Source organism: Paenibacillus sp. TAB_01, assembly GCF_043945595.1.
Classification (GTDB): Bacteria; Bacillota; Bacilli; order Paenibacillales; family NBRC-103111; genus Paenibacillus_S.
This window is the reverse complement of record NZ_JBIFNP010000003.1, coordinates 13089-34998: the sequence shown is the minus strand read 5'-3', so window position 1 is coordinate 34998 and position 21910 is coordinate 13089. Positions and strand designations below refer to the sequence as shown.

Below are 21910 nucleotides of genomic sequence, written 5' to 3'. Positions count from 1 at the left end.
AGTGCTAAATTAATCCTAGTGTTAGAGTAATGATGCCGGAAGCAACCGGGGACTTGTGCTGCTGTGCATCGATAACATAAGCTTCGTGGTAGTAGATGCCCGGTGGAAAATTCTCGGTATCTGCCGTGGTAAGCGAGACAGTAAATCTCTCGGACCCAGTGATTTCGATGCCGCCAACTGTATCCTTGAGCAGGGCGGGCTCGCTGGCATTGCCTTTTCTCATCGCCCACATGACGGAAGCACTCGTAAAATCATCAATGCCTGCCACGGAGAAATCCAGATACTTGGACTCGCCGCGTTCCATTTCGAAATTCTGATTCTTCTTCACAGTTTGCAAATCACCTCCCAGCTCGATCCTTAATTCGCGGGATGCAAGCAGGCTAACCCGCAGTACCCGATCTGCCTGCAGCGCAACCCGGGAAACAATCAAATTTTGCTCATCGAAAACGATCTGCAATGTTGGCAAATCGAGTGAGCCTGTCTGAAAGATTGCCAGCTTCACAGGGATCATATCTGCACCGGACTTATAAATAATCTGCCGGGTGTCGGACGGGTCCACCCCGATGCGGTATATGCTCTGTCTTGCCGGGAGTTGAATCACGCCGGGCGAGTAAATGGATTGCCTGGTTGGATGCTGGTCAGTTCCTTGCCTGACTATAACCTGCTTTGTTGGATAAGCAGCCGCCCCGGACGAATAGATTGATTGTCTCGTGGCATACGAAATAACCCCAGGAATCCCATCTTGCGTGATGACCTGCAGAGTGGAATAGGATACGGAGCCAATAGCATAGATAGCCTGTTTTGTGGGCGCGTTGGTGGTCTGGGGCTGGTAGATCGTCTGGCCTGTGGCATAGCTATCTGCCCCAATTTGGCTGACGATCTGCTTCGTAGAGACGGCGACACTGCCGGATTGAGTGATGACTTGTTTGGTCGCATAATTGACTGTTCCGGCATCCCCTACCGGACCGTCCTGTACCCAACTACCGCCGATTAGAGTCGCATGATTACCATTGCCAGTCTGGTCCTGTACGGTGCCGGTGGACATGTCATAATGGGCAACTAGCGTAGTGCCGTTATACAGTTTGATGTCATAAATATCGCCGTCTATTGTGCTGTTTGCGGCTCCGCTGCTGTTCGAAAATATATTGCCGTCATCCATAGCGGTGGAAGAAAACGTATGTTCAATAGTCGTTTTAGTATTCTCAGGAATGAATGTAGTGCCATTGCTAACAGAAGTGCCACTTACCTTGATAGCTCCCGCGCCTATTGCGTCGGTGCCGTTTATCTGTTGTATAAGATAGGCAAAGCTGATGCCTGTCCTAAAGTCCCACAAAACCCTTACGACATCTGTTTTACGTCTTACCGCTACTTCTGCGACAATCCGGCTCAGGGTCATGGACGGCAGCTTGATGTAACTGCCGTTCCCAGGCATTTGGAGATAGTACGCCAAGTTACCTACCTCCTCGAATGGCTATGCGGCATATTCCGTGTAGCTCACTATCAGCTTGATATCCGATTTATTTTGAACCGATTGGCCCGAAGGTACGGTAACCTTAATCCAAAATGGAACCCCAACATTAGCCGAAGTGATGTTTGCCATACTCAGGGCAGCGCTGGCCGCACCGTAAGTCCCAGCAGAACCGGAAACGTCAGGAGCCAACTGGAACCATGTACTCTCGTCTCCTCCGGTTGCGTCCGTCGGATCGATGTTGATGCCCTGGTATGTCCTAGTGGCATCATCGTTAAAAAGCCATACCTTAACTTCTTGCGCAGATCCGGTTGTTGGATGTTGCGTGGTAATGGGATTTGCGTCAGAGACAATATCGGTCAAACCGCTGTTTTTGGAGATTTTCAGCATATACCTAAGTCGCCGCCTTTCGTAGAATGAATTGGAAAATGAAAAGGACCATCCCATTTAGCTTCAAAGGGATGATCCGTATTGAAAATTAGAAACGAGTACTAAATGAGAAAAGCCTTCCACCAACAGATAGATGACAAAAACATAGATGCAGAGCAGAGTAAATAGACATAGTTACTTTGTTGTTCTTTAAACCGGATAATATATACAATGGCTGAAAACGTTGTTAAAATAAAAACGATTAACTGTATCAAATCAGTTCCACTCATTTTTGACCTCACCATTTCTTCTTAAGGAGCTACCCTATTTGGATACCTTTTACACCATTTTCGGAGTTGTTTTAGCACTTATTCCTGGTAACTAATTACTCCAATAAGAAAACTCGCCACACTATTCAGCTATCCGAGGACTTATTTAGATTCGACAATTTCTTTTTTTATAACGGTCCGTTTATTGTAGAAGAGGATGGAAAGATTGATTTCACAAAGTAATATATGCTTTACTGGATTCGTTGATTTTAAAGTGGAATCTCCGGTTTTTGAGCAGCCACATAAGCGACAACCGCCTTCCGATCCTCTTCCCGCCCCGGATCGTTCAGGGCATCATAATTACTTGCGATGATCAGAGTAAGCGTCGGGGCCTCACCTGCGTTAAATCGTGTGATGCAGGCATTACCGACAATGCGCACCTGCAGAGATGTCATATTTGCCATTTTACAAACCTCCCATAATAAGATCAGCCATCATTAATTCCAGGTCAGCGAGCCGCGCGCGGTCAATCTGAGCCTGCGTTTTGGGTATCCGATCCCGTTCATCAGTAAACAATGAAGCGTCGAAATCGTCACCTGGCTTATATTCGCCGTGATCCGTGACCAGTACGGGAATATCCGTGTAGTAAATGTTTACCTTTTCTTCGGGCTGGGGAATGCCCTGATCGTCGGGAACCCAATCTGTATACGCCACCCGTCCCGACTCGATCCGGTCATACCGGATGATTGCTTGATCCAGCACGATTATATCATGCTGTACCCCCTTGGCCCCTCCCCCCTCGGCCTCGATGATATCGCCGTCAATCGCTGTGACCTTATCAATAAAGTTAGCAAGTAACCCATCCTTGTATAGAATAGCTATCATCGGATAACTCCTCCCCCACCTGTGGCTTCTGCCGTTGTTCCTGCGGGTTGTGAACTAAATTTTCCGAGTGTCGATGCTTCCGAAGATTGAAGCCCGTTCGTGTTCCCCGACCCCGTATTTGTTGTACTAAATACAATCGAATGTCGTTGAATGAAAATCCCGTTTTGTCTATTTGATAATTCGCATCCTGAAACCGTTCCTTTAGACTTATTGTATATAACCGCACTAAACGATGTTGTCGCATTGGTACACCTACAGGCGTCGAATGTGACGGCTGAACTACCATAGGCCGAAAATCCATCATGGGTAGTGGATATTGCTTTTAGGCCTCGTATGGTTACATCCAGTACGCAGTTAAATACATCTACACTATTCACAGCATAATTATCGGATACGGCTGTTCCACCTACGAGAAGAATCGATCCTTTACCCATGAACCCGTTTATACCTATACCTTCACTGTAGGTTCCGGCGGACACATTAATTGTAACTTGATGATTGACAATCTGAGGTATCCGGTTAATGGCTGCCTGAATGGTTCTCAAGGCTGTCCCACTTGTCAATCCATCATTCGAGTCATTCCCTGTCGTGGCGACATACAACGTGATATTCCCTTCTGTAGCACTCACTATAAGAGGGGATATCGATCCGCTGGCCCATGTTGAGAAGGCTGATGTACCCCCCGGATAGGTGCCTGTGTAGTCGATTTGCCCACCCTCATGCGCTTGCATTCCAATTGTATTTCCTGATCCTTTATTTGCGGCACAATAGACTTTACAAGCATAAGCGACTTCGATACCTATAGATCGATTTGAAATGGTACTGTTGATACAGCGGCCTGAAGTACCATCGAATACAACGCCTGCTATGCTTGCACTAGCTGTAATACGACAACTGTCGAAAATAACATGCTTGGATCGAACCGCCAAGAATCCAGCCTGTGTTGTACTAGATGCCATGAACCCTGCAACGCTTGCAATTATCATTGTGTTTTTTATAGCAATGGAATTAATAACGAGGGTGTCCGGGTTTGCAGGAACACCCGCGATTCGTATCGTACCACTACCCACGATACCTGTAATTAATACATCCTCGGCATAGGTGCCTGCTGCTACATTGATTGTATACAGATGATTACACACCTGCGGAATCATGCTTACTGCTTTACCAACCGTCTTAAATGGTGTTGCCGCACTCGTACCGTTGTTCGAGTCGCTTCCGGCTGGGCTTACGTAATAAGTCTTGTCAGCCGTTGATTTAACCGGGACCAGTAAATCAATTTTGTCCCAGTTATCGTCTAGGTTTGTCTCCAGATTAAAATACGTCGTGGTAGGGGAGGAGCCGATCAATCTTATTTAATCCAATGTTTGGTGTCTGTGGGGTCATACGCCACCTCCTGCGAATCTATCGAGCGTTGTGCTTTCAATTTGTGCTATTGTCATACTTTCAACTTCGGAAATGGTCAGGTAACGTAATGAATAATTCACGGGTAAATGCGCCGGCTTAATATTTTCAATCGCTGCATACAAATCGTTCACATTAGGTGGCGACCCGATTACACTGACAAATTGAATCCGTATATGCCCGTCGAAAGTAACCTCAACATCACCATTCGTAAAGCTATCTGCCACAATTTTTATTAAAGCCGCATCGATCTTACCTGTTCCACGCATCTTGCTTTTTACGACCGATCTACGCTCACTGTACGGCTTGCTGGCATCTTTCACTATTCCGAGCTCAGATTCATATATGTCCAATGCCCAGGTGGCTGTATCAACGGATAACTGCGCCTGCAGATCAGATAATACACCGTCCCGACTATTAAACTGAGCGGCCTCTGCATCAAAAATCGATTTGTATACGAGAGAACCGCGCATGAATGGTTGCAGCCGTTTTCGCATCTCCTCGCTACGTGACATTGACAGACACCGTCCCAAGCACAGGCACATTTTCTGTGCCAATAGCAATATTAGAGTTGCTACCGTTAATCAGCAGATCCGAATAATCCTCGACGCCATCGCTGGCCAATATTGCAGCTCCGGTTTTTCCGTAGCTGACAATCGATTCCACAAAAGCAACATCGCGAAAATATTGCACCAGACTATCTTCAATATGACCTTCCGCTTGCTGCTGGGTATACCCCGTCGAAAGTACAATAGACACTGAGATGTTAATCTCTACGGCAGCTGCACTGGCGACGGTCACAAATGCTCCAATAGGGGCCGCGCCCTCACCCAGACCGGATACCCCAGGATCGATATATTCCTGCACGTTACTCACAAGCTGAGTCGATGCCGGCAGACGATTTGCATCAATGACCACAACTTTGACCGTGTTATCACCATCCCAAAGAGATATAATCCTGGCATCGCCAACGCCCGACACCTCCTTGGCCCAATTCCGATAATGCGCTTTGTTGCCGCTGGTGGCCGGCGTTTGGATTCGATCAAAGTAGCGTTGCAGCAAATCAGTGTCTGACTCCTCTTCAAAACCATCCATCGTTTGTCCTGGGTTGTTGACGGCAGTGAACCCGGTCAGTGTAACGGGAAATAACGTGATCGTATTTGCGGCGACATTGCCGCTACTGCCAGCAATCACTGCTTCGATTGAAACCGATCCACTTAATACAATGGGTTTCGTTTCGGTTGCCTGAAATTGTGTGCCGCCTGCTGTTTCAAACAAGTCGCCTATATGAATGGTTCCTGTACCGGTTAGCACAACGCTACCCGTTGCTTTTGTCGCTGTCTTACGGGTTATGCCCGTTCGTTCGTTGATTCGCTGCGCCAATTCATCCCCAGCAAGATTATTAATGCTTAATTTGTCCTTCACTGTTTGTATGGACACATCTGTTTGCTCAAACTGCTCCGCAGCCGGTACAAGGGCGTCATAGATGAAGCTACCTGCCCGCTTATCATAGTCATCCGGAACATCGCTGAGCATATTTGAAAGAATCTCGTCTTTGCTTGCCACCTACACCACCACCTGCTCTGCCGTTTTCCCGTAAATACTACTGACTTCAAAACTAATGACAAGCCGCGCACCGTCCATCGTAAAACCAAAGCCATCCACCCGTGTGATGGCATCATTCTGGAGTAACGCTTCCCGGATCATTCGTTCAAATTCAGCTTGGCTATAGGCGGGATTGAAATTCTTGCCGATAATCGTATCATGCTCGCTGCCGAATTGGGTTCCGGCATATATACCGCTGTCTTTGACGGTAAGAAGTATTTTTTGAACCCAGATTTTTAAATAGCTTAATTCGGTTACTGCCATCAGCTTTCCGTCCATCATTTTAAAATCGCCAGTATTAAAATCCCAATCGAACGTCCGGTGAACAGTTGTCGATGCAGTTGATGACTGCAGGTCGTTGTCGGGAAAATCCAGCTGCGCGATTTGCGGTAAAGCCGCCATATGAACCACCACCTATACTAAATCAATGACATACCACATCTGCAGATACTCATCCGGTGCAAGAATTAATTGATCCCCTACAGATAGGGGAATCTTCCACAGAACGGTATCGTCCACCATATTCCCGTTAGCGTCCTGCCATCGGTTAGGGATCTGAAGCCCATCGGTAAAGATCCTTGGCATGATGAGCTTGTCTGCCTTCAGGATGATACTGTCGCCCCACTGCACTGCAAGCGGATTGGTTTCGACGACTCTGCCCATTCGTAGAGATGTACTCGGGGGATTCCGATTTTGCATATACAAATCAGCAATTTTCCTGGCTAATAGGTCGATACTATCCATCAATTGACCTCCTCCGGCAGTGCCAGCTCCAGATCCATCATGTGAATCTGATTGGATACCGTATGTTTCGCGGTTACAATCATAAATCGGCCGGACATGCCCGTAATTGGCTCGTCGACGTCAAGCAACCTTCCTGCTTTAAAAACCACATCCCCAAGCAGCTTAATGCTGTTTGTTTCGTGAATGCGGTTAAGACGCTGCAGAAGGATTCTTGCTACCTCTCGTGCTTTGGCAGCATCCTCCGCATCGATTTTATAGACATCCTCCAGCAGTCCATATTTAGTGACAGATTCCTCGTCCTGTGCCGTTGCCACGACTTCGTATTTTGCCGCAGCCTTATCATCCTTGTCATGTTCAACCAAGATTTTCACCTGGTTCCGCAAGCTTTCAATGGTTCGCGTCTTGGAGGCCGCAAGCGGGCTTGCCATGATATTGACCGGGGCAATATTACCCGCTAATTGAAAAGTACCGGTAATGACCATATCGGCCATCTCTTCAAAATAAATCTTGCCTTTCCGCATCTCAGCTGTGTATCGTTTCCCGCTGCGGCGCTCGTGTTTCTTAAGAATTTCGTCGATGATCTCAGCTGGCGATTTCTCAAGATAAATTTCATCTATAGGCGTGTTCATTTCAGGAACACTGCCGATCAGCATGCCAAAATCCTTCAATATGCGCTCGATCGCCTTGGAAGCCGAAAGGTTATTGAATTGGTAAACGCTCTTTGATTTGCCGAGATACCAGGCATAATCATACACGGTATACTTATTTGCTTCCCATCCGGGCCGGCTCTCCGTGACAATAATGCCGCGGTACACTTCCTCGTCATCTTTAAGCAAAATGACGACATCGCCCAACTCGCAAGGGTTAATCGGGAATAACGCCGTATCATTCCAGAACAATTCATACTCCAAAACCGACATGAGCGATAAATTACTGTCCCAGGTGATCGTCCCGGCAAGCGGCGTAATATCATACGTTTTCGATCCATCATTTTTCACAAGCAGCAACTTAAACATGTGTTCCCCCCTACATTGTGATGAATGTAAATTCGGTCATCTTCAGGGTATAGTAAATATCGCCGTCTTTTTTCATTCCATGATCAAAATCATCAATGGTGACAGCCATATTAAGCGATTGGCCGTTTGTGTTCGAAATAACCAAACGAACCGGGAGGCGCCGATCTCTCCATCGTTCGATGGTTTCCACATAGGCCATCCCCCACAGTTCACGAGATTGTAAAAACGGATAATCATGACCGATGGCCGGAAAAAAGGACTGGATCTCAATGGAGCGGAGTCCTCGGAGGCCGATCAGATTCAAGGGTCCTTGAAGGCCGCTCATCTGCTCGTTTTTCCACGGACTAGGGACGTTGTAATCTGCCGGCGGCACAGGAAGTTGAATGACTTCTTCGTTGTTATTGATCGAAAGAAATACCTGGACCATGATCTTTCTCCTTTATGTGGCATACAGATGTCTTTCAATGCGGCCCAGCAGCGAATCCGCAATTTCAAGCGGCGTGCTGTTATCCTTCAGCTTCGCTGTATTCTCGGTTGTCGCCGCGGTATTGGCATTCAGAGCCTCCGTCAGGCCGGCCATTGTATCGGTCATCTCTTTGTCGTCATCCGACTTCTTTTTATCCCGATCTGCTTGCGCCTTCTTGGTTTGCGCCATGATGCTGTCTTCGGAAAACTTGGCTCCGTCGAAATCCACCTTTGGAATAAGGTTTAGATCACTTTCCCATTTCGGCTTTTCGATATTTGCTTTTGCTCCGCCAAAATCGACCTTACCGAACCCGCCAAAGGATAACTCGTCGGCCACATTCCCATAACCGAGCTTATTGGAAACCTGGTTCGCACCGCGGATGAGCGTATTGAGCCCGCTCGTAGCCCGATCCACCATCGTATCGATTAATCCGATAAAACCGTTAACACCCGCTTCGCCGGCACTAATAATGCCGTTCCAGATCGATTTTCCGGAGAACTCTATACTGTCCCAAGCGAATTTATAAAACCTGAGCATGAAATTGGCGAATACGAGATACTTATTTACTGCCCATTCTGCCGCACCGACGACCGTATTCCATAATTGCATGCCGTAAAGCTTAATCTGCTCCCAGTTCTGAATAACATAGGTTCCGGCGATCACAAGTAAGCCAAGGACAGTCGCAAGAACTCCGATCGGATTCAGCCGTACAGCTGCAGCCAATCCCAATTGTGACCTCGCCATTAGCCAGGTTGCAGCTGTCGTCGCTAACGAGTAGCCTCTCACGACAAGAAGCGCAATCCCGTAGGCTGCAAAGGCGGCGGCCACTCCATAAACGATAGGCCCAATGAAACCCCAGTTGTTGACAACGAAATTAGTGATAGAAAAGAGCACAGAAGCGACTGCCTTAGTTCCGTTATAAACGTTCAACAGCCCTTGGCTGAAAAGATTACTCCATGCAGCAACGCCGTCTCCGGATAGAAGCCCCTGTACCCCTTGCAAATCCTTCTTCATTGCCTCAAATAAAGGTTTAGTTACACCCGCAAGCCCGAGCGTCGCTGTTTCTATCATATTGGCGACCGTATACGAAAATGTATCGGACATCGCTTCCATAGAGCCACCAAAACGCGAATCCAGCCCCTTCATCAGTGCAGGAATGACCTGATCGGACAGCAGCTCACCGTTCGCGGCAAGATTCATTAGCTCGCCAGTGGATTTCCCCATCTCCTTGGCAAGCAATTGCCAAGCAGGAACCCCGCGCTCTGCGAGCTGATTGACCTCTTCAGCGCTCAGTTTGCCTTTTGACTGGATTTGTCCGATAGCAAGAGCAATACCCTTCATTTGCTCCGTATCGCCACCTACAGCCGCTACAGCGTCGCCTAAACTGTGAAGCATGGGGACGACCTTATCTCCTGAGAAGCCCATACCAATTAACGTCTTGGCGGCATCCTGTAGTCCGGCAAATTCAAAGGGTGACTGTGTCGCCAGTTTCTGAAGATCCGATACCATGACTTGGGCTTTGGATGCCGAACCAAGAAGGATATCGAATGATCGGCCGGCAGTTTCCATACCCGCATTCGTTTTGACCCCTAAGCCAACCGCTCCAGCACCAACTGCTCCCATAGCAGCTGTCGCGGCCAGCGCGCCCTTTTTGATGCCAGACCATGCTTCTTCTCCGGCTTCTTTAAGCTCTTTCAGCTTGTTTTTATATTCAACGGTCCCTCTGCTGATCTTATTCAATGGCTGGGTGACGCCGTCACGCAGAACCATCGTTTTGGATATGACTTTAGATCCCATAAGGTCACCTTGCCTTTCGATGCAGCGCGTTAGGGATTCCTAGCTATTCCCCCAACGCTTTGCCTCCTCCTCATAGTGCAGCAGCATCGAAACTTTCATAAACCGCTTCGATGCCGCGTCCAAACCTAACAAGTCCGACAGCGCATGCCCCCGCTGCACATAATGATGCACCATGTACAGATCACTATCGGACATGATTAGTTTTTTAAGTCATCATCTACCTTTTTCACACCGCTGCCGTATCCAGCAAGTTGAAGCGCAAACCCGCTGATAGTTGTAATTTCTCCCGAGCGGAAAAGCATGCGCACAATATCCGTCGGCTCTACACAACCATATGCCTTTTGCAATTCAGCATCCTTGAGATTTGGCTCGATCATGGTATGGTACACCATATGGACATCCGCCATATCGCTTTTTTGTGGATCTTGCGTCATTTCAATGGCTTCATCTGCGATGGATGAAGCCGGCTCTTGAATAACAACTTCTGCATCCAGAGATTCAACATAGAGCGTCTGCGTCCGTTTTTTCTTCTGTTTCAGCCTCTCCTTCTGAGCGATCAAATCAGTAATTGTTAATTTTTTTGCCATCTTTTCATCAAATCCTTTCAGATTCTCCTAAATAGGAGGTTATGGGTTGATTGTATCTACAAGCTCATAGTCGCTAAATGCGAATGGGATCTCTTCACTTCCCATCGTCTTTTTCTCAAACTTCAGCAGGTTAAATTCGTTGATCGTCACATCATGTACGGAAGCCCGTTCTGCTCCGAACGCGTCAGGGTCGGCCAGCTTTCCAACCATCTCGAACCTCGGATAGATTCCCTTACGAACATTTTCAGCCATCGCGCGCTGCACGCGGGAGTAGACCTTTTTGATTGTCATACTCCCTTCACCCTTCCAGCCCATACCCTTCTTATACGTCGCTCCATCACCGCAAAAATTAACATCTTCATAATCAATGGTGACTTTGGCCTCAAACGCATCTACTTCCGCCCAGAGCTCACCATTGACCCAAACGGTGCCATATGTGCCGCTAATAACTCGATTTGCCGGAATCATTTATTTCACCACGTCCTTAAACAGAAATTTTGAATGTCAGGTCTTCGACGGCATCGAGAAACTTCAGGTTAGCTGCCAAAAACACTTTTGACTGAAAGCTTGTTTCTTTTACCTTCTGGTCATCCCATGAGCTGGTATCTGTCCCGATGCCGTCCCAAGCCTGACGCTGCGCTTCGATATCTACGGTCACCGCATTGTCGGCGGACGGATCAAGCACATCTCCCTCCAGCCCGCGCAGATAGGCATTAATTGCAGTGATGAGCAGCACCTGATTGTCATAGCTGTTATTCACTTTCCCGACGTATTCATCGTTGAAGGTTCGCTTTATATCTTCCTGGACCATGTCATGCCCTTCGATGATCTTGATCTTCTTAAAGTCGGCGCCTTTGCCCACGGTAGTGGTCGTCAAAGAATTGACCCCCCGGCCGATCTTAATTTTTTCCCCATCATTGATCAGAATGAGCTCGCCTTCGTCAATATCTTGATCTGGCGTTGTATGCTCGGTTATGAAATCAACTTCCGGAAGGACATAATAGGTTGCAGACCGCGTTAGCGGCAGTCCTGCGAGAATGCCGGCTATACGGGCCGTATAATCGGATGCCGTATAGGTTGAGGCCCCCACCACAATTCCAGCCGTAGTAAAATTGATGATGCCTTCATGATCGCTGTCGCTGTTTGGAAGAACGGCCTTGAATGTCCGCTTATCGTTGTCCCGCCACGTTTTGATTTGGGTGGAAACCGTATTTACGTCCGCATCTACAATGCCAGGGACAGCGAGATAATTCCATTTTTTGAACGATAGCCGCGTTAAGGCTGCATTATAATTCGCCGCTTCCGCAGGAATCCGCTCTACGATGACTTTAGAAGGAACACCAAGAAAAGCCTGTTCAATATAGGATTTATTCATGGCAGTCCAATCATCTGCATCGATTTCAGTTGCTGCGGTATACACCTTCGTGTCAAAAGAATCCTCCGTGTCATCCTTGAGGATCAAGGCGACAATGCCCCACTGGCTTCGCTGGACTGCGGATACAGCCAAGCTTGAAAAACTTATATTAATTTCGGGCAAGCCCATCGATATCACCCTTTTTTTATAATTTACTCATAATTCGGTCAAACTCTTGTTCCACGATTTCTGTCCATTGATCATCAATTTCCTGTTCAGCCTTGTCGAAAACATGATATCCGCGGACAAACCCGATTTCTTTCTTGCCAGGTTCGTGCCCGACCATGCGGTGGCCTTTCTCGATTAGATGGGCATGGGGGCTTCCGCTATAAACGCGAACCTTCGTCCCTTCGGCATCCATCCATACCTTTCCGCGCTTGATAGAACGCAAATAGTTACCCGATTCTTTCTTGACAAGCTGCTTCGCTTTGCTGGTAACAATTGCTTTGGCCTTGGTACCGGACCGAAGCATGAGCTGCCGCGCTTCCCTTGGAAAATGATGTTGCAGGTCCTCCAGTTCTCGGCTAAATGTATCGAGCCCACTTGATTTAATATCAAAACTAGCCACGATATCCCAGCTCCTCCATTAGCTCGCCAGCGTCATTATCTGCACGCTCCTCCAAATAAGAGAAGTCAAAATCATAATGGAGAACCTTGTCGATAATATCAGTAGAAGCGCTATCGATGGTAATCGTTCGGTCACCTGCAGGAAAATTCAACCCGAACAAGCGCTCCAGCCTGTCTTGTACATCATAAGCTTCCTCTTTAAAGACATGACGGTCCCTTGGGAAGTATAGAATTCGGCAGGTCATATCCCGCTGCACTTGGAACGGGAACGTCTCGCTTGAATTGGTCTCCAGTGACACAAAAAAAGAAGGGCGTTTAAACCCTTCCTCCACGTCACTGCTTTGAATCGGAATGCCTGGGAATTCCACTTTGATTTTATCGTTAATCGCCTTATTCAGACCTGCACGAGTCAGCATCACGGAATCACCCTTTCCGCATGAATCACAAGCGTCTCATGCCGATTGTATGGGTCATCGATATACTGAATGTCGTACCGTTGGCCATCGATTACGAGGAACATATCCGGGGTTATGCCCGAATGGTACCGGATTGTCACCTCGACGGTATTCGTCGTTTCGATCATATTGCCTTGATCGGTCATTTCACTGCTTCCGCCGCCTTTGTACTCAAGCTGAGCCGGAACGATGAAAAGCTGTACTGGTGTCGGACTCATCTCACCCATGCTGTTTTCCGACAATTCGTTATGCCAGATTTCCACGATATCCCGCAGCTTGGCAAGGTTCGTCCGCACATCATCATATGCTTGGCAGACCAGTTCGAGTATTTCATTATTTTTGCTGAAGGTTCGCAAAATCAAATATTCCTTGCCGTCGTACCGGATCTTCTGCTCTCCATTGTATTCGAACTTGTGAATTTCAAAGGTGACGTTAGGCCGCAGGCCGTTGGCTATCGCTTGATAATATTCGTTGCGAACCACAGATTTCCGATTTGCAAAAATTTCAGTAACCGATTCGGTTATGGTGACGTTTGGGTCATCGGAATGGGACACCGCAATGAGCTCGACAACATGATCCCATGACATTAAATAGTACCCCCGCGGCCCGCTTGGATCATCAGATTATGCAGGCGAAACTGAAGATGCCGCGGCATCGCCCCACTGCTGTCCCTGCTTTGATATCGCCATGCGGTATAATCGGCACAGAACATAAGATGACTAGCGTTATTCGGATCAAGCTCAATACCCTTTTCATCCGTGAGTTCCTTCACGATTGCTTCCGCAATGGCCGCCAGATATGTATCTCTGACGGCAGTTCGGATTCCTAGCCCTTCCTTAGCAAGCGACAATATCAGCGTTACGTCCATCTCATCCACCCTCTTTGACTGTTATAGCGTCAACCTTAGGCTGGATCTTCAATCGTTATGAGTGCGAACGCTGCAGGCCGAACTGGTTTGCCATCAAATCGACCTTTACCGCGAAATGTCATCTGATCTTCAACGAATTTCACATGCTCGCTGCGGTCGATGCTGATATCCTCCCGCTCGACCAGCGTATACTGGCTCATTTCGGCAAACATCACCTGATCGAGATCCATGTTCTGATTAAAGATAACCTGTAACCCAACCAGGTCAGGCTTACGCAGATTAGGCAGCTTACCGACGACATTGCCCTCGCTGTTAATGTTGATCGTATATTCCAGCAAGCGATTATAATATGTCTGACGCTTCATTACGGCCACGATTTCGCCAACACTGTCATCCCCAGTGTCAATCAAGCCAACGTTCTTCAGGAGATTAACCAGCAGTTTCTGATCGGCTTCAACTGTTTTTTGGTTCCCTACCGGAATTGCTGGAATGATGCCGGCTGGCTGCTTGTTGGCAGCACCTGTACCTTTAAGGATGGCAAGATCGAGGGCCTTAGCAATAGCGCGAGCAATCTTACGCACGACATAATCATCCAGGTTGATGATACTATCCTGTAGGAGGTAATTATCTACAAAAACAACCTTGCCGACCTTGAACCCGTCAAAATCCACGTTCGTGATTGTGCCTACATCACCGGTCGGAAGCGCTGCGTTTTTCTCGATCCATGTTGCAGCCGCTGTATCTGTATCAATGAGGATTCGGGCCGTTCCGCTCACGCGGATTTTGTCGACAAGTGGATATAACGTTGTAAAATCGCCGACGATATCCATAATCCGGTTGATTACAACTTGAGGGATGGTCAGGTCGCCACCGGAAACTGCTCGGAGACTCTTGAATTTGTCGTAAAACTCGCGTACCTCGGAGCGATTATAATATTCTCCACTTTCCAAGAGCTTACGAGTTTGTTGTCTGCTGATTTCACCGGCCATTTCGGCACCTCTTTCTTGGTTTTTGCTCCGCGTATTGTCTGCGGGCGGTTTAGCGTTCAGTTGCTCCAGCTCGCCCTCCAGCTCGGCGATCTCACCCTGAATTTTCGATTTCTGTTCATCCAGCTTTGCTGCCGTTGCCTCAAGCTCCGTTGTTTCTTCCTCGACGGCTGTAATTTCCTCATCCGTTTTGGCTTCGGCTGCTGCCGCTTCCAACTCCGAGCTTCGTTTCTGGAGATTTTCCTCCTCGATCAGCAGATCTGCCAAGGCATTGTTACGCTGTTCAATTTTTTTGCTCAAAATCAGCTGTCTAATGGCCAATTTGTTTCACCCTTTCGATAAGTTTTTGTTTGCGGACCTGAAGCTGTCTCTCCCGGTGCTGGGCTACCTCCGCTTTCCTTGCTTGAACCCCTGTCTCCGCGTAGGCTGGAAAGGTGACGACACTAACTTCATGCAGATCGATCTCGCGGATGGTCCACTTGACTGATCCGTCATCGCGCCAGTCCGTTTCTTCGCGAACGATATTAAAACCAAAGGAGCATTGGTCGACATCTCCGCGTTTGACACGCTCATACAGGTTAACCGCATCGCTGTCATGGGGGTTAATTTTTACCCTTCCCCATAACCCGTGGCTATCCGTGCGCAGCTCAAGTGTCCCGGATTTGTTGCGGCCTAGGACAAGCCGGGTCTCATGGTCAATAAGTGCCCGGATGTCGTTACCCATCGTCCTTTCAAACGCCTCGGGTGCGATCTCCTCAAATGCACTAGGCCAAAGCTCTGTCTCCCTGCTAAACACGGCAAAGTAGCCCTCAATAGTCATGTCCTCTCCCTCAGCGCGCGTCTTGAGTTCTGTCCTGAGCCCGCGCGTCTGGCGAATTTCTCTATCCACCATCCTCACCTCCTTCCTGAAGCGCTGTCTTGAGCGTCTTGAGCTTGTTTTGTTGACCAAGCAAATCCGCAGGAATGTAATTCTCCAACACAATCAATTCGCGCATCTCTGGATCTGGACTTATGCCGATCCAGTCACGCAATTCATTTCGTCGCAGTGTATTTCGGTCAACGAGGGCTGTCCCAGCCGTAACCATGTCTAACAAGCTGTATGAATATAGCGACCGGGAATTAAACCGGAAATATAAATCCGGTGCGATCAGTAACTTACGTGTGAGCTCCTGAGCGATGCCGGTTGCCAATGGTGCAATGCGTGTCTGAATAAATGCGTTGTACTCGTCCTTGCGGAAGTCACCGACCCCAACAAAAAAGGCCGGAACGCCAATCATTGCGGCAACCGCCCTTTTATCAATCTGTACGGACTCATGAATGGCAATATCCTGGAGGCTGAGAGGACGCACCTGATCGATTTTTATGATAGACTCCGGGATCACCCAAGGCTTTCCGCTCTTTCCGTCCCCAATGTACCGTTCCAGCAGCTTATTCCGCTCGGCATCATTGCTAAATTGGGAAGTGTCCGCATCCACGCTAACGATAATGCTGGGCCTCCATTTATCGCCCATAAATGCCTTCTTTGTTGCTGCTGCTTGGGTCAAATTGCCGACGATATCCTTCAGGATGAGGCGGTACCCTCTGCCAATCCAAGGTTTATCTGAATCCGGGTTAATTTTAAAATGCAGCAGCTCATCATGTTCATATACCCGCCCTTGAATGGATACTTGATAACCTGTTGTTAGCCCGGTCTCACTGGTCGGAGGCGTAGGGAATCCAATACGAATTGGGGGCACCGGTATCAGCTGGTCAATCAACCCATCCTGTACCGTCGGGAAAACAATACAATTCCCATCCCCTGCCAGCAGCATCGTGTGAACGATGTAATACATCCAATCTTTGCGGGTCATAAGGCTGTAGGGGTTGATATCGATCTTGCGCGACAGCTCGTTCTGAACCCGGATGTCACCCTCATCGGTGTTCCGCGTGAGATGGATCGTCATGCTGCTTACCAAGTCCGCTATGCGATCTATAGCCATCCGTACCTCCGGGTTATCCGAGAGACGTACATACCCATCTGGAACTAAGATAGACGGATCGTCCCCAGCCAGGAAAATGCCGATGGGAGTTTGCTGCGGGTCAGATCGCGTCTGTCCAGATCGCCTATTCCTTTTACTCACTCTGTCGTTTCACCTCCTTTTAGCCAATTGTCAGTCGCTTTCCCTTTGTCGGTATCCTCGATATATCGCACGCAAGCAAAAACGGACGCATCAAAAAGGTCGATGCGCTTTTTCTCATCGACCTTTTCGTATTGGATTAGATCATCGACCTTCTCGATCCCCCGGACATTTTGAACACAGTATTCATAGGCTTCACTGTGTAAATAATACAATTTGCCGGACTTGGCCTTTTGTTCAATCCTGCGGAATCCTTGGGACTTGCGCCAAAAATACTGAGGCTCATCCACTAACTTGAATCCGGCTTTCTTGGCATCACGGAAAAATTCCGCCGAAAATTTCCGGTCAAAGCCAAGCTGGCGTATCTTAAATCCACGACGGCGCATTTCAATAAACCAGTTTACGACCTCTGCGTGATTCGTGACGGGGGTGTTTGTCATCGTGAGCCAGCCATCATCTTTCCACCCGAAGAGCGGAATGCCATCTTCTTCTGCTTTGGCCGTCGCCGTAACGATTGGGAACCAAGCATGCGTAATCACAATGGATATATCTTGATATTCCCCGTAAAGAGCTGCAGCCGTGAGGTCGTGCAGCTTTGCAAGGTCAGCCCCGCCATACCAGTTGATTGGAAGCCGTGCCAACTCTTCCAAGGTCCATTTATGTTTGCGATCACTCAATCGGAACTCGTGAATATCGAAATATGCAAGCATCGCTGCCGTGTAAATGTTCAGTGACTTGGCTAGGAAATCTTTCCGCTGCTGAGGATCATCCTGTGCTTCAATCGCTTCTTGCATGATATCAGCTGGACGTATCGAAACCCCATAATTAGGATTCGCCTTCTCATGCTCTACCGCTGATGTATAATCAACATTGCCTTTTTCATCCTGGTCTGCCTTGCAAATAAAAACAAAGTAGTGCTCTGCCTTCGTTGTCTTATCAAGGATTTTCTTGCAATATTGAAATCTTTGATAACAGAAGCTTGTCATGTCATCCCCGGCAGTCGTAATACCGATCATCAGCTTATTGGCATAAGCTTTCATTGCCTCTTTGATGATGTTGTACTGTTTAGGGCGCGTATAAGCATGAAGCTCGTCAGCTATGGCATAATTACAATTCAATGAGTCCTGTGCATCAGGGTTTGCAGCCAGCGCTTCGATCATCAGAGAACCATTTTTGCCAAAATCTGCAGTGATGCTATGGTTCTGATTATTATCCAGAATGCGGAAGCTCTTTTCTTCCCCCATATTCCTAATGTTAAAAAGAATAAAGCGGAAACTCTGCAATGCTTGGCGCAATGCGGCCCCGACAATGTAAATTGTCGAGCTGGACTTAATGCTTAACCATGCGAGCCCCCAAGCCAAACTGGAAGAAAACGGGGTTTTTCCGTTTTTCCTGGGCACATACAAAAACGCCTCCTGAAACCTTCTAAGCTGTGTTCCTTTTTTGTAGAATCCGAGAAGATTGTAAACAATGAATTTCTGCCATGGTTCTAACAGAAAGGGAGATCCCCGCAACGGTGTTCCGTCCAGTCGTTCTCCTTTTTCATGAACAAAGGTCGTTTCGATGATTTTTATGACGTACTCTGCATCCTCTGGGTTAAAGTCATACAATCCGGATGCCAAATCATCCAGAAATCGTTGTGCAGATTGAACCATTTCCCGGCATGCGATTTTACGTCCCTCTATAATGCTTACGGCGTACTCCATAACCGTTTCATAATTCTTGTGAAAGAGAACGTTGTTCATTTTCGGTTCATTAACGATGAAAGCTTGGAAGCTTCATTTTTTTCGATCGTTACCGTCTCCAGGGACTTCGGATTTAAACATAGTCTGTCGGAGTACGCCAAAATATCCTTACGCAGAGTTTCAAGGGTTGCGACCATAGGAGATTTCTTCGAACCTCCCTGAGCAGTCTCTGATTCAACTTGATAGCCGCCGTCGGCAAACTCTTCATTAAGCCGATTGTACTGGGCTACCAAATCAGCATAAATATCAATGATCCTGTCATACTGCTTTTTATAAATCTTCAGAGCCTTCATATCGCGGATCGTTGCTCGCTTGACTGCTGCCTTGTCGAAATCTTTACTTAGTACATCATCGCTCATGCCACCACCCTCCCCAAAAAAAGTTTCCCAGCCCCCGCACTATTGGAAAAGGCTCCCCTAGCCGGTCTCCACATGTTGCCTAGTCGGCCAAAGGGGTAGGGGGGGTTACCCGTTCCACCCACCTATTTCCTTTTTCAGTTAAATTACCAGTTACACGATCGTGCATGCTATCGTGACAAGGGTTGCAAAGGGATACCAGATTCCAACTGGTCAAGGACCATTCTGGATGCTGTTCGAGCGGGTTAATGTGGTGTACAGTCGCGGCAGCCGTGGACTTCCCGTATCTCTTACATTCCTGGCAGCGATACTCATCACGCCGTAATACTCGCTCACGTTTCTGCTTCCACTTGGTGGATCGGTAGAATGGATGAACCGTCTTCAGCCCCCATCCCTCCCTCTGCATAAATATTCGCCCTGATTTTTAACTGGAAATTCTTTCGGAACCCTTGATACATATGGACAAAAACGATTCGATACCGATTTATTCCCTGCTCATTTCTTGAAAAACTGTATAAAAATACGGTGGTGTCCAGTTCCTCATATCTTATTAGAGTGCATAACTGCCGCCATCGCCTTAATCCCTTGTCTGACAAGGCTTTTTCTCTGATTCTGATTACGAGTTACACACTACTAAAATGAAGCGAACTCATAGGCCGAATTGTTTCATAGCCTTGTTCATAGCATCCTGATCCAGACCAATATAGCTCATTGTCGAACTGTCATCAGAGTGGTTCAGTAGCTTTCGGACAAGTGTAATGTCTTTCGTTTTATCATACATGTGGTAGCCAAAGGTCTTGCGCATGGTATGCGTACCGATATCGACTAAGTTATGTTCCCGAGCAGCTGCGCGCATAATTTTGTATGCCATGTCTCGACCGATAGGCTTGTTCCCTTTTCCGCCTTGGCGTGATGGAAATAAGTAGTCCGTTGGCTTCATCTTCATGTACGTAATATATTTATCCAGTTCCCTTCGTAAAGTAGGATTGATTTCGATGATCTTTCGTTTGCCCGTCTTCATTTCGTGCATTACTATTTGAACACCCATGACATCCATAACTCTATGCTTCAGGATATCTTGTATACGCAGCCCGGTGTTTATTCCGAATACGAACATCATGTAATTACGATAAGATTGTTTCATCAAAAAGTTCTTAATGAGCTCAATCATTTCACGATCCCGGATAGGCTGGACAAAGTTCATCCCCTCATCACTTCCAGTGCTGCCAATTCTTCATTTGGCTTCTTTCTTTCCGATAGCTCAATTTGCGGCAGCAACGCACAGATGTCATTGGTCGAATGCCCCTGCCATCATCTCTGAATATTGGTACCGACGACGGTCTATTACTTTTTAAAACAGACATTATTGCCTTGAAAAACCGTTTAAGATTCGAGCTTATTTTTCCGATCATTGGCCTTGATCACCTCCCGATCTTTTACGCAATCAACTTTCGAACAAAACTGCTTACTTGCTTCCCATCTTCCCCAAATACATCCTCTGCATATCTCTGGCTGCCGCGGTGGATCGGGCTCTTTTCCCATGTACTTCGTAGGATCACTTCCTTGAATACAAAAAGAGCCGCTTTTCAGCAGCTCTGGCTTAGTTATTCCTTCCGCAGCAATCCGGTCATAAAATCCGAATCACTGAGCAAGGGACAAGTCAACCTCGCAGGGGTTTCCAACCCCGCCTCATCTTCACACGCTTGGCGACTGGCGCCTAAGGTCAAAGGACCCACCGCATGACCGAGTCCTACATGTGATAAAGGTACAGTAGGTATCACCCGAGCCGGTTCGGCTCTATGTGTTTACTGTACCTCTCAACATTAGACATCTTGTGGACATGCGTTAGACATAAAGTGGACATTTTCACTCCAAATAAAGCAGCGTATTAGCTACGGACACAGCCCCTTCTTCCAGTTTACGATCAATTGTTTTATCACAATAATCCCATCCACTGTATTTAAGGATAGTGGCCGCGCGGGAATTACCTTTAATGTAGCGATATTCTACAACAGCTTTAACATTCCCATCGCGAATTTGATCGACGGCCCGTTCAATAAAGCTGACAAGCTTCAGCGCTTCTTCTTGTCTTCTCTTATTCTTATCAGTTTTGGGTGGGTTGCTATTAAAGAACTCGGCTAATTGCTTTTTTTCAACATATTTCTTCAAATACGCTTTTGCGAGCTTTACCTCCGTTGCCGTTGCCTCCGGGAATAAATCTTCCATCATAACCAACATTCCCCTCACCCTTTTCTATATGTTATAATTTGGGTGAGAACACATATTCCCCAGCGCCTCCGACCAAGGTATACGCTGGGGAATTTTCTTTATTTAATCTCCAAATGGTTCGAAGCTTGTTTCTTCATCTGGATTGGCTTCATAATCTTCTGGTGTATACTCTGATATAGCGATAATCACACCATTATCATCCCTCTTGATAAAAATCATTTCTTGCTTCCAAGTTCCTGCTGCCATGGTAATTCCCTCCCATAATTTATTCCAATGAAACTATTTTACGAGTGCTTTATATAAGATCCAGCCTAAGGCTACTACGTCAAAAAGAATGATTTCTGCGATAAGTCCATACCAGCAAGCCCGCAGCATAATTAATCGACATCCTCTTCCAGTGCATCCCACGCCGCCCCGTACCCCGTGAGCAAGGCTTGAAAAACTTTCATCTGATCCGGGTCTAGATCCTGCCGATCGATGTAGTCCTCTAATGCTTCGAGATCCGAATCAGGTAATCGTGATATAGTCGCCGTGTATTCCACACTTATCCCTCCCAAGTTCCT

The 21910-nt window shown here is 47.4% G+C and carries 30 protein-coding genes; all 30 read right to left on the bottom strand.

Going from position 1 to position 21910, the window contains the following annotated elements:
- Positions 1 to 4 precede the first annotated feature (4 nt).
- Entirely contained in the window at positions 5 to 1450 is a 1446-nt protein-coding gene (locus tag ACHHV8_RS36715; RefSeq protein WP_395155668.1) for a hypothetical protein, read from the bottom strand.
- 21 nt (positions 1451 to 1471) lie between these two features.
- Positions 1472 to 1858 carry a hypothetical protein gene (locus ACHHV8_RS36710; RefSeq protein ID WP_395155667.1) on the bottom strand — a complete coding sequence of 129 codons (387 nt, stop codon included), beginning with the start codon at positions 1856 to 1858 and terminating at the stop codon, positions 1472 to 1474.
- 517 nt (positions 1859 to 2375) lie between these two features.
- Entirely contained in the window at positions 2376 to 2570 is a 195-nt protein-coding gene (locus ACHHV8_RS36705; RefSeq protein ID WP_395155666.1) for a hypothetical protein, read from the bottom strand.
- A 1-nt stretch (position 2571) separates the two neighbouring features.
- Complete coding sequence (locus ACHHV8_RS36700) at positions 2572 to 2991, bottom strand: hypothetical protein (protein ID WP_395164357.1); 420 nt, start codon at positions 2989 to 2991, stop codon at positions 2572 to 2574.
- Positions 2988 to 4340, bottom strand: a complete 1353-nt coding sequence (locus tag ACHHV8_RS36695; RefSeq protein WP_395164356.1) for a hypothetical protein — start codon at positions 4338 to 4340, stop codon at positions 2988 to 2990. Before ACHHV8_RS36695 ends, ACHHV8_RS36700 begins: the two co-directional genes overlap by 4 nt.
- 33 nt (positions 4341 to 4373) lie before the next feature.
- Positions 4374 to 4910 carry a putative phage tail protein gene (locus ACHHV8_RS36690; RefSeq protein ID WP_395155658.1) on the bottom strand — a complete coding sequence of 179 codons (537 nt, stop codon included), beginning with the start codon at positions 4908 to 4910 and terminating at the stop codon, positions 4374 to 4376.
- Complete coding sequence (locus ACHHV8_RS36685) at positions 4900 to 5961, bottom strand: baseplate J/gp47 family protein (RefSeq protein WP_395155656.1); 1062 nt, start codon at positions 5959 to 5961, stop codon at positions 4900 to 4902. Before ACHHV8_RS36685 ends, ACHHV8_RS36690 begins: the two co-directional genes overlap by 11 nt.
- Positions 5962 to 6402 carry a DUF2634 domain-containing protein gene (locus ACHHV8_RS36680; RefSeq protein WP_395164355.1) on the bottom strand — a complete coding sequence of 147 codons (441 nt, stop codon included), beginning with the start codon at positions 6400 to 6402 and terminating at the stop codon, positions 5962 to 5964.
- Positions 6403 to 6414: 12 nt separating this feature from the next.
- Positions 6415 to 6744: a DUF2577 family protein gene (locus tag ACHHV8_RS36675; protein WP_395164354.1), complete on the bottom strand. Its 330-nt coding sequence runs from the start codon at positions 6742 to 6744 to the stop codon at positions 6415 to 6417.
- The gene (locus tag ACHHV8_RS36670) at positions 6744 to 7760 is read right to left on the bottom strand and encodes an XkdQ/YqbQ family protein (RefSeq protein ID WP_395164353.1); all 1017 of its coding nucleotides are present in this window, start codon (positions 7758 to 7760) and stop codon (positions 6744 to 6746) included. The genes ACHHV8_RS36675 and ACHHV8_RS36670 overlap by 1 nt, the downstream gene beginning before the upstream one ends.
- Positions 7761 to 7770: 10 nt before the next feature.
- Positions 7771 to 8187 (bottom strand): hypothetical protein, encoded by a 417-nt coding sequence (locus tag ACHHV8_RS36665; protein ID WP_395164352.1) that lies wholly within the window; start codon positions 8185 to 8187, stop codon positions 7771 to 7773.
- A gap of 12 nt (positions 8188 to 8199) precedes the next feature.
- Complete coding sequence (locus ACHHV8_RS36660) at positions 8200 to 10023, bottom strand: tape measure protein (protein WP_395164351.1); 1824 nt, start codon at positions 10021 to 10023, stop codon at positions 8200 to 8202.
- Positions 10024 to 10062: 39 nt separating this feature from the next.
- Positions 10063 to 10218 carry a hypothetical protein gene (locus ACHHV8_RS36655; RefSeq protein ID WP_395155644.1) on the bottom strand — a complete coding sequence of 52 codons (156 nt, stop codon included), beginning with the start codon at positions 10216 to 10218 and terminating at the stop codon, positions 10063 to 10065.
- Between the two features lie 2 nt (positions 10219 to 10220).
- Positions 10221 to 10610, bottom strand: coding sequence for a phage tail assembly chaperone (locus ACHHV8_RS36650; protein ID WP_395164350.1), 390 nt, complete (start codon positions 10608 to 10610; stop codon positions 10221 to 10223).
- Positions 10611 to 10649: 39 nt separating this feature from the next.
- Positions 10650 to 11078: a phage tail tube protein gene (locus ACHHV8_RS36645; protein WP_395164349.1), complete on the bottom strand. Its 429-nt coding sequence runs from the start codon at positions 11076 to 11078 to the stop codon at positions 10650 to 10652.
- A 16-nt stretch (positions 11079 to 11094) separates the two neighbouring features.
- Positions 11095 to 12153, bottom strand: coding sequence for a phage tail sheath subtilisin-like domain-containing protein (locus tag ACHHV8_RS36640; protein WP_395164348.1), 1059 nt, complete (start codon positions 12151 to 12153; stop codon positions 11095 to 11097).
- Between the two features lie 16 nt (positions 12154 to 12169).
- The gene (locus ACHHV8_RS36635) at positions 12170 to 12592 is read right to left on the bottom strand and encodes an HK97 gp10 family phage protein (protein ID WP_395164347.1); all 423 of its coding nucleotides are present in this window, start codon (positions 12590 to 12592) and stop codon (positions 12170 to 12172) included.
- Complete coding sequence (locus ACHHV8_RS36630; RefSeq protein WP_395164346.1) at positions 12585 to 13007, bottom strand: phage tail terminator family protein; 423 nt, start codon at positions 13005 to 13007, stop codon at positions 12585 to 12587. Before ACHHV8_RS36630 ends, ACHHV8_RS36635 begins: the two co-directional genes overlap by 8 nt.
- On the bottom strand, positions 13007 to 13633 hold the full coding sequence (locus ACHHV8_RS36625; RefSeq protein WP_395164345.1) for a phage head closure protein: 627 nt from the start codon (positions 13631 to 13633) through the stop codon (positions 13007 to 13009). Before ACHHV8_RS36625 ends, ACHHV8_RS36630 begins: the two co-directional genes overlap by 1 nt.
- Positions 13633 to 13914 (bottom strand): hypothetical protein, encoded by a 282-nt coding sequence (locus tag ACHHV8_RS36620; RefSeq protein WP_395164344.1) that lies wholly within the window; start codon positions 13912 to 13914, stop codon positions 13633 to 13635. The genes ACHHV8_RS36625 and ACHHV8_RS36620 overlap by 1 nt, the downstream gene beginning before the upstream one ends.
- A gap of 35 nt (positions 13915 to 13949) precedes the next feature.
- Positions 13950 to 15221: a phage major capsid protein gene (locus tag ACHHV8_RS36615; RefSeq protein ID WP_395164343.1), complete on the bottom strand. Its 1272-nt coding sequence runs from the start codon at positions 15219 to 15221 to the stop codon at positions 13950 to 13952.
- Positions 15211 to 15792, bottom strand: coding sequence for an HK97 family phage prohead protease (locus ACHHV8_RS36610; protein ID WP_395164342.1), 582 nt, complete (start codon positions 15790 to 15792; stop codon positions 15211 to 15213). Before ACHHV8_RS36610 ends, ACHHV8_RS36615 begins: the two co-directional genes overlap by 11 nt.
- Complete coding sequence (locus ACHHV8_RS36605; protein ID WP_395164341.1) at positions 15782 to 17020, bottom strand: phage portal protein; 1239 nt, start codon at positions 17018 to 17020, stop codon at positions 15782 to 15784. Before ACHHV8_RS36605 ends, ACHHV8_RS36610 begins: the two co-directional genes overlap by 11 nt.
- Positions 17017 to 18762, bottom strand: coding sequence for a terminase large subunit (locus tag ACHHV8_RS36600; protein WP_395164340.1), 1746 nt, complete (start codon positions 18760 to 18762; stop codon positions 17017 to 17019). The genes ACHHV8_RS36605 and ACHHV8_RS36600 overlap by 4 nt, the downstream gene beginning before the upstream one ends.
- Entirely contained in the window at positions 18759 to 19121 is a 363-nt protein-coding gene (locus tag ACHHV8_RS36595) for a P27 family phage terminase small subunit (protein WP_395164339.1), read from the bottom strand. Before ACHHV8_RS36595 ends, ACHHV8_RS36600 begins: the two co-directional genes overlap by 4 nt.
- Positions 19122 to 19200: 79 nt before the next feature.
- Positions 19201 to 19524 (bottom strand): HNH endonuclease, encoded by a 324-nt coding sequence (locus ACHHV8_RS36590; RefSeq protein WP_395164338.1) that lies wholly within the window; start codon positions 19522 to 19524, stop codon positions 19201 to 19203.
- A 243-nt stretch (positions 19525 to 19767) separates the two neighbouring features.
- The gene (locus ACHHV8_RS36585; protein ID WP_395164337.1) at positions 19768 to 20322 is read right to left on the bottom strand and encodes a site-specific integrase; all 555 of its coding nucleotides are present in this window, start codon (positions 20320 to 20322) and stop codon (positions 19768 to 19770) included.
- Between the two features lie 662 nt (positions 20323 to 20984).
- Entirely contained in the window at positions 20985 to 21347 is a 363-nt protein-coding gene (locus tag ACHHV8_RS36580) for a hypothetical protein (RefSeq protein ID WP_395164336.1), read from the bottom strand.
- 102 nt (positions 21348 to 21449) lie between these two features.
- A complete protein-coding gene (locus ACHHV8_RS36575; RefSeq protein ID WP_395164335.1) occupies positions 21450 to 21593 on the bottom strand; it encodes a hypothetical protein in 144 nt (47 codons plus the stop codon).
- Positions 21594 to 21724: 131 nt separating this feature from the next.
- Positions 21725 to 21889 carry a hypothetical protein gene (locus tag ACHHV8_RS36570; RefSeq protein WP_395164334.1) on the bottom strand — a complete coding sequence of 55 codons (165 nt, stop codon included), beginning with the start codon at positions 21887 to 21889 and terminating at the stop codon, positions 21725 to 21727.
- Positions 21890 to 21910: the final 21 nt, after the last annotated feature.

What these genes read in the sequence shown, in the direction of transcription:
- ACHHV8_RS36710 (WP_395155667.1), bottom strand. Translation starts at nt 1,858, where the DNA reads ATGCTGAAAATCTCCAAAAACAGCGGTTTGACCGATATTGTCTCTGAC.
- ACHHV8_RS36705 (WP_395155666.1), bottom strand. Translation starts at nt 2,570, where the DNA reads ATGGCAAATATGACATCTCTGCAGGTGCGCATTGTCGGTAATGCCTGC.
- ACHHV8_RS36700 (WP_395164357.1), bottom strand. Translation starts at nt 2,991, where the DNA reads ATGATAGCTATTCTATACAAGGATGGGTTACTTGCTAACTTTATTGAT.
- ACHHV8_RS36690 (WP_395155658.1), bottom strand. Translation starts at nt 4,910, where the DNA reads ATGTCACGTAGCGAGGAGATGCGAAAACGGCTGCAACCATTCATGCGC.
- ACHHV8_RS36680 (WP_395164355.1), bottom strand. Translation starts at nt 6,402, where the DNA reads ATGGCGGCTTTACCGCAAATCGCGCAGCTGGATTTTCCCGACAACGAC.
- ACHHV8_RS36675 (WP_395164354.1), bottom strand. Translation starts at nt 6,744, where the DNA reads ATGGATAGTATCGACCTATTAGCCAGGAAAATTGCTGATTTGTATATG.
- ACHHV8_RS36670 (WP_395164353.1), bottom strand. Translation starts at nt 7,760, where the DNA reads ATGTTTAAGTTGCTGCTTGTGAAAAATGATGGATCGAAAACGTATGAT.
- ACHHV8_RS36665 (WP_395164352.1), bottom strand. Translation starts at nt 8,187, where the DNA reads ATGGTCCAGGTATTTCTTTCGATCAATAACAACGAAGAAGTCATTCAA.
- ACHHV8_RS36660 (WP_395164351.1), bottom strand. Translation starts at nt 10,023, where the DNA reads ATGGGATCTAAAGTCATATCCAAAACGATGGTTCTGCGTGACGGCGTC.
- ACHHV8_RS36655 (WP_395155644.1), bottom strand. Translation starts at nt 10,218, where the DNA reads ATGTCCGATAGTGATCTGTACATGGTGCATCATTATGTGCAGCGGGGG.
- ACHHV8_RS36650 (WP_395164350.1), bottom strand. Translation starts at nt 10,610, where the DNA reads ATGGCAAAAAAATTAACAATTACTGATTTGATCGCTCAGAAGGAGAGG.
- ACHHV8_RS36645 (WP_395164349.1), bottom strand. Translation starts at nt 11,078, where the DNA reads ATGATTCCGGCAAATCGAGTTATTAGCGGCACATATGGCACCGTTTGG.
- ACHHV8_RS36640 (WP_395164348.1), bottom strand. Translation starts at nt 12,153, where the DNA reads ATGGGCTTGCCCGAAATTAATATAAGTTTTTCAAGCTTGGCTGTATCC.
- ACHHV8_RS36630 (WP_395164346.1), bottom strand. Translation starts at nt 13,007, where the DNA reads ATGCTGACTCGTGCAGGTCTGAATAAGGCGATTAACGATAAAATCAAA.
- ACHHV8_RS36625 (WP_395164345.1), bottom strand. Translation starts at nt 13,633, where the DNA reads ATGTCATGGGATCATGTTGTCGAGCTCATTGCGGTGTCCCATTCCGAT.
- ACHHV8_RS36620 (WP_395164344.1), bottom strand. Translation starts at nt 13,914, where the DNA reads ATGGACGTAACGCTGATATTGTCGCTTGCTAAGGAAGGGCTAGGAATC.
- ACHHV8_RS36610 (WP_395164342.1), bottom strand. Translation starts at nt 15,792, where the DNA reads ATGGTGGATAGAGAAATTCGCCAGACGCGCGGGCTCAGGACAGAACTC.
- ACHHV8_RS36600 (WP_395164340.1), bottom strand. Translation starts at nt 18,762, where the DNA reads ATGAACAACGTTCTCTTTCACAAGAATTATGAAACGGTTATGGAGTAC.
- ACHHV8_RS36595 (WP_395164339.1), bottom strand. Translation starts at nt 19,121, where the DNA reads ATGAGCGATGATGTACTAAGTAAAGATTTCGACAAGGCAGCAGTCAAG.
- ACHHV8_RS36590 (WP_395164338.1), bottom strand. Translation starts at nt 19,524, where the DNA reads ATGCAGAGGGAGGGATGGGGGCTGAAGACGGTTCATCCATTCTACCGA.
- ACHHV8_RS36585 (WP_395164337.1), bottom strand. Translation starts at nt 20,322, where the DNA reads ATGAACTTTGTCCAGCCTATCCGGGATCGTGAAATGATTGAGCTCATT.
- ACHHV8_RS36580 (WP_395164336.1), bottom strand. Translation starts at nt 21,347, where the DNA reads ATGATGGAAGATTTATTCCCGGAGGCAACGGCAACGGAGGTAAAGCTC.
- ACHHV8_RS36575 (WP_395164335.1), bottom strand. Translation starts at nt 21,593, where the DNA reads ATGGCAGCAGGAACTTGGAAGCAAGAAATGATTTTTATCAAGAGGGAT.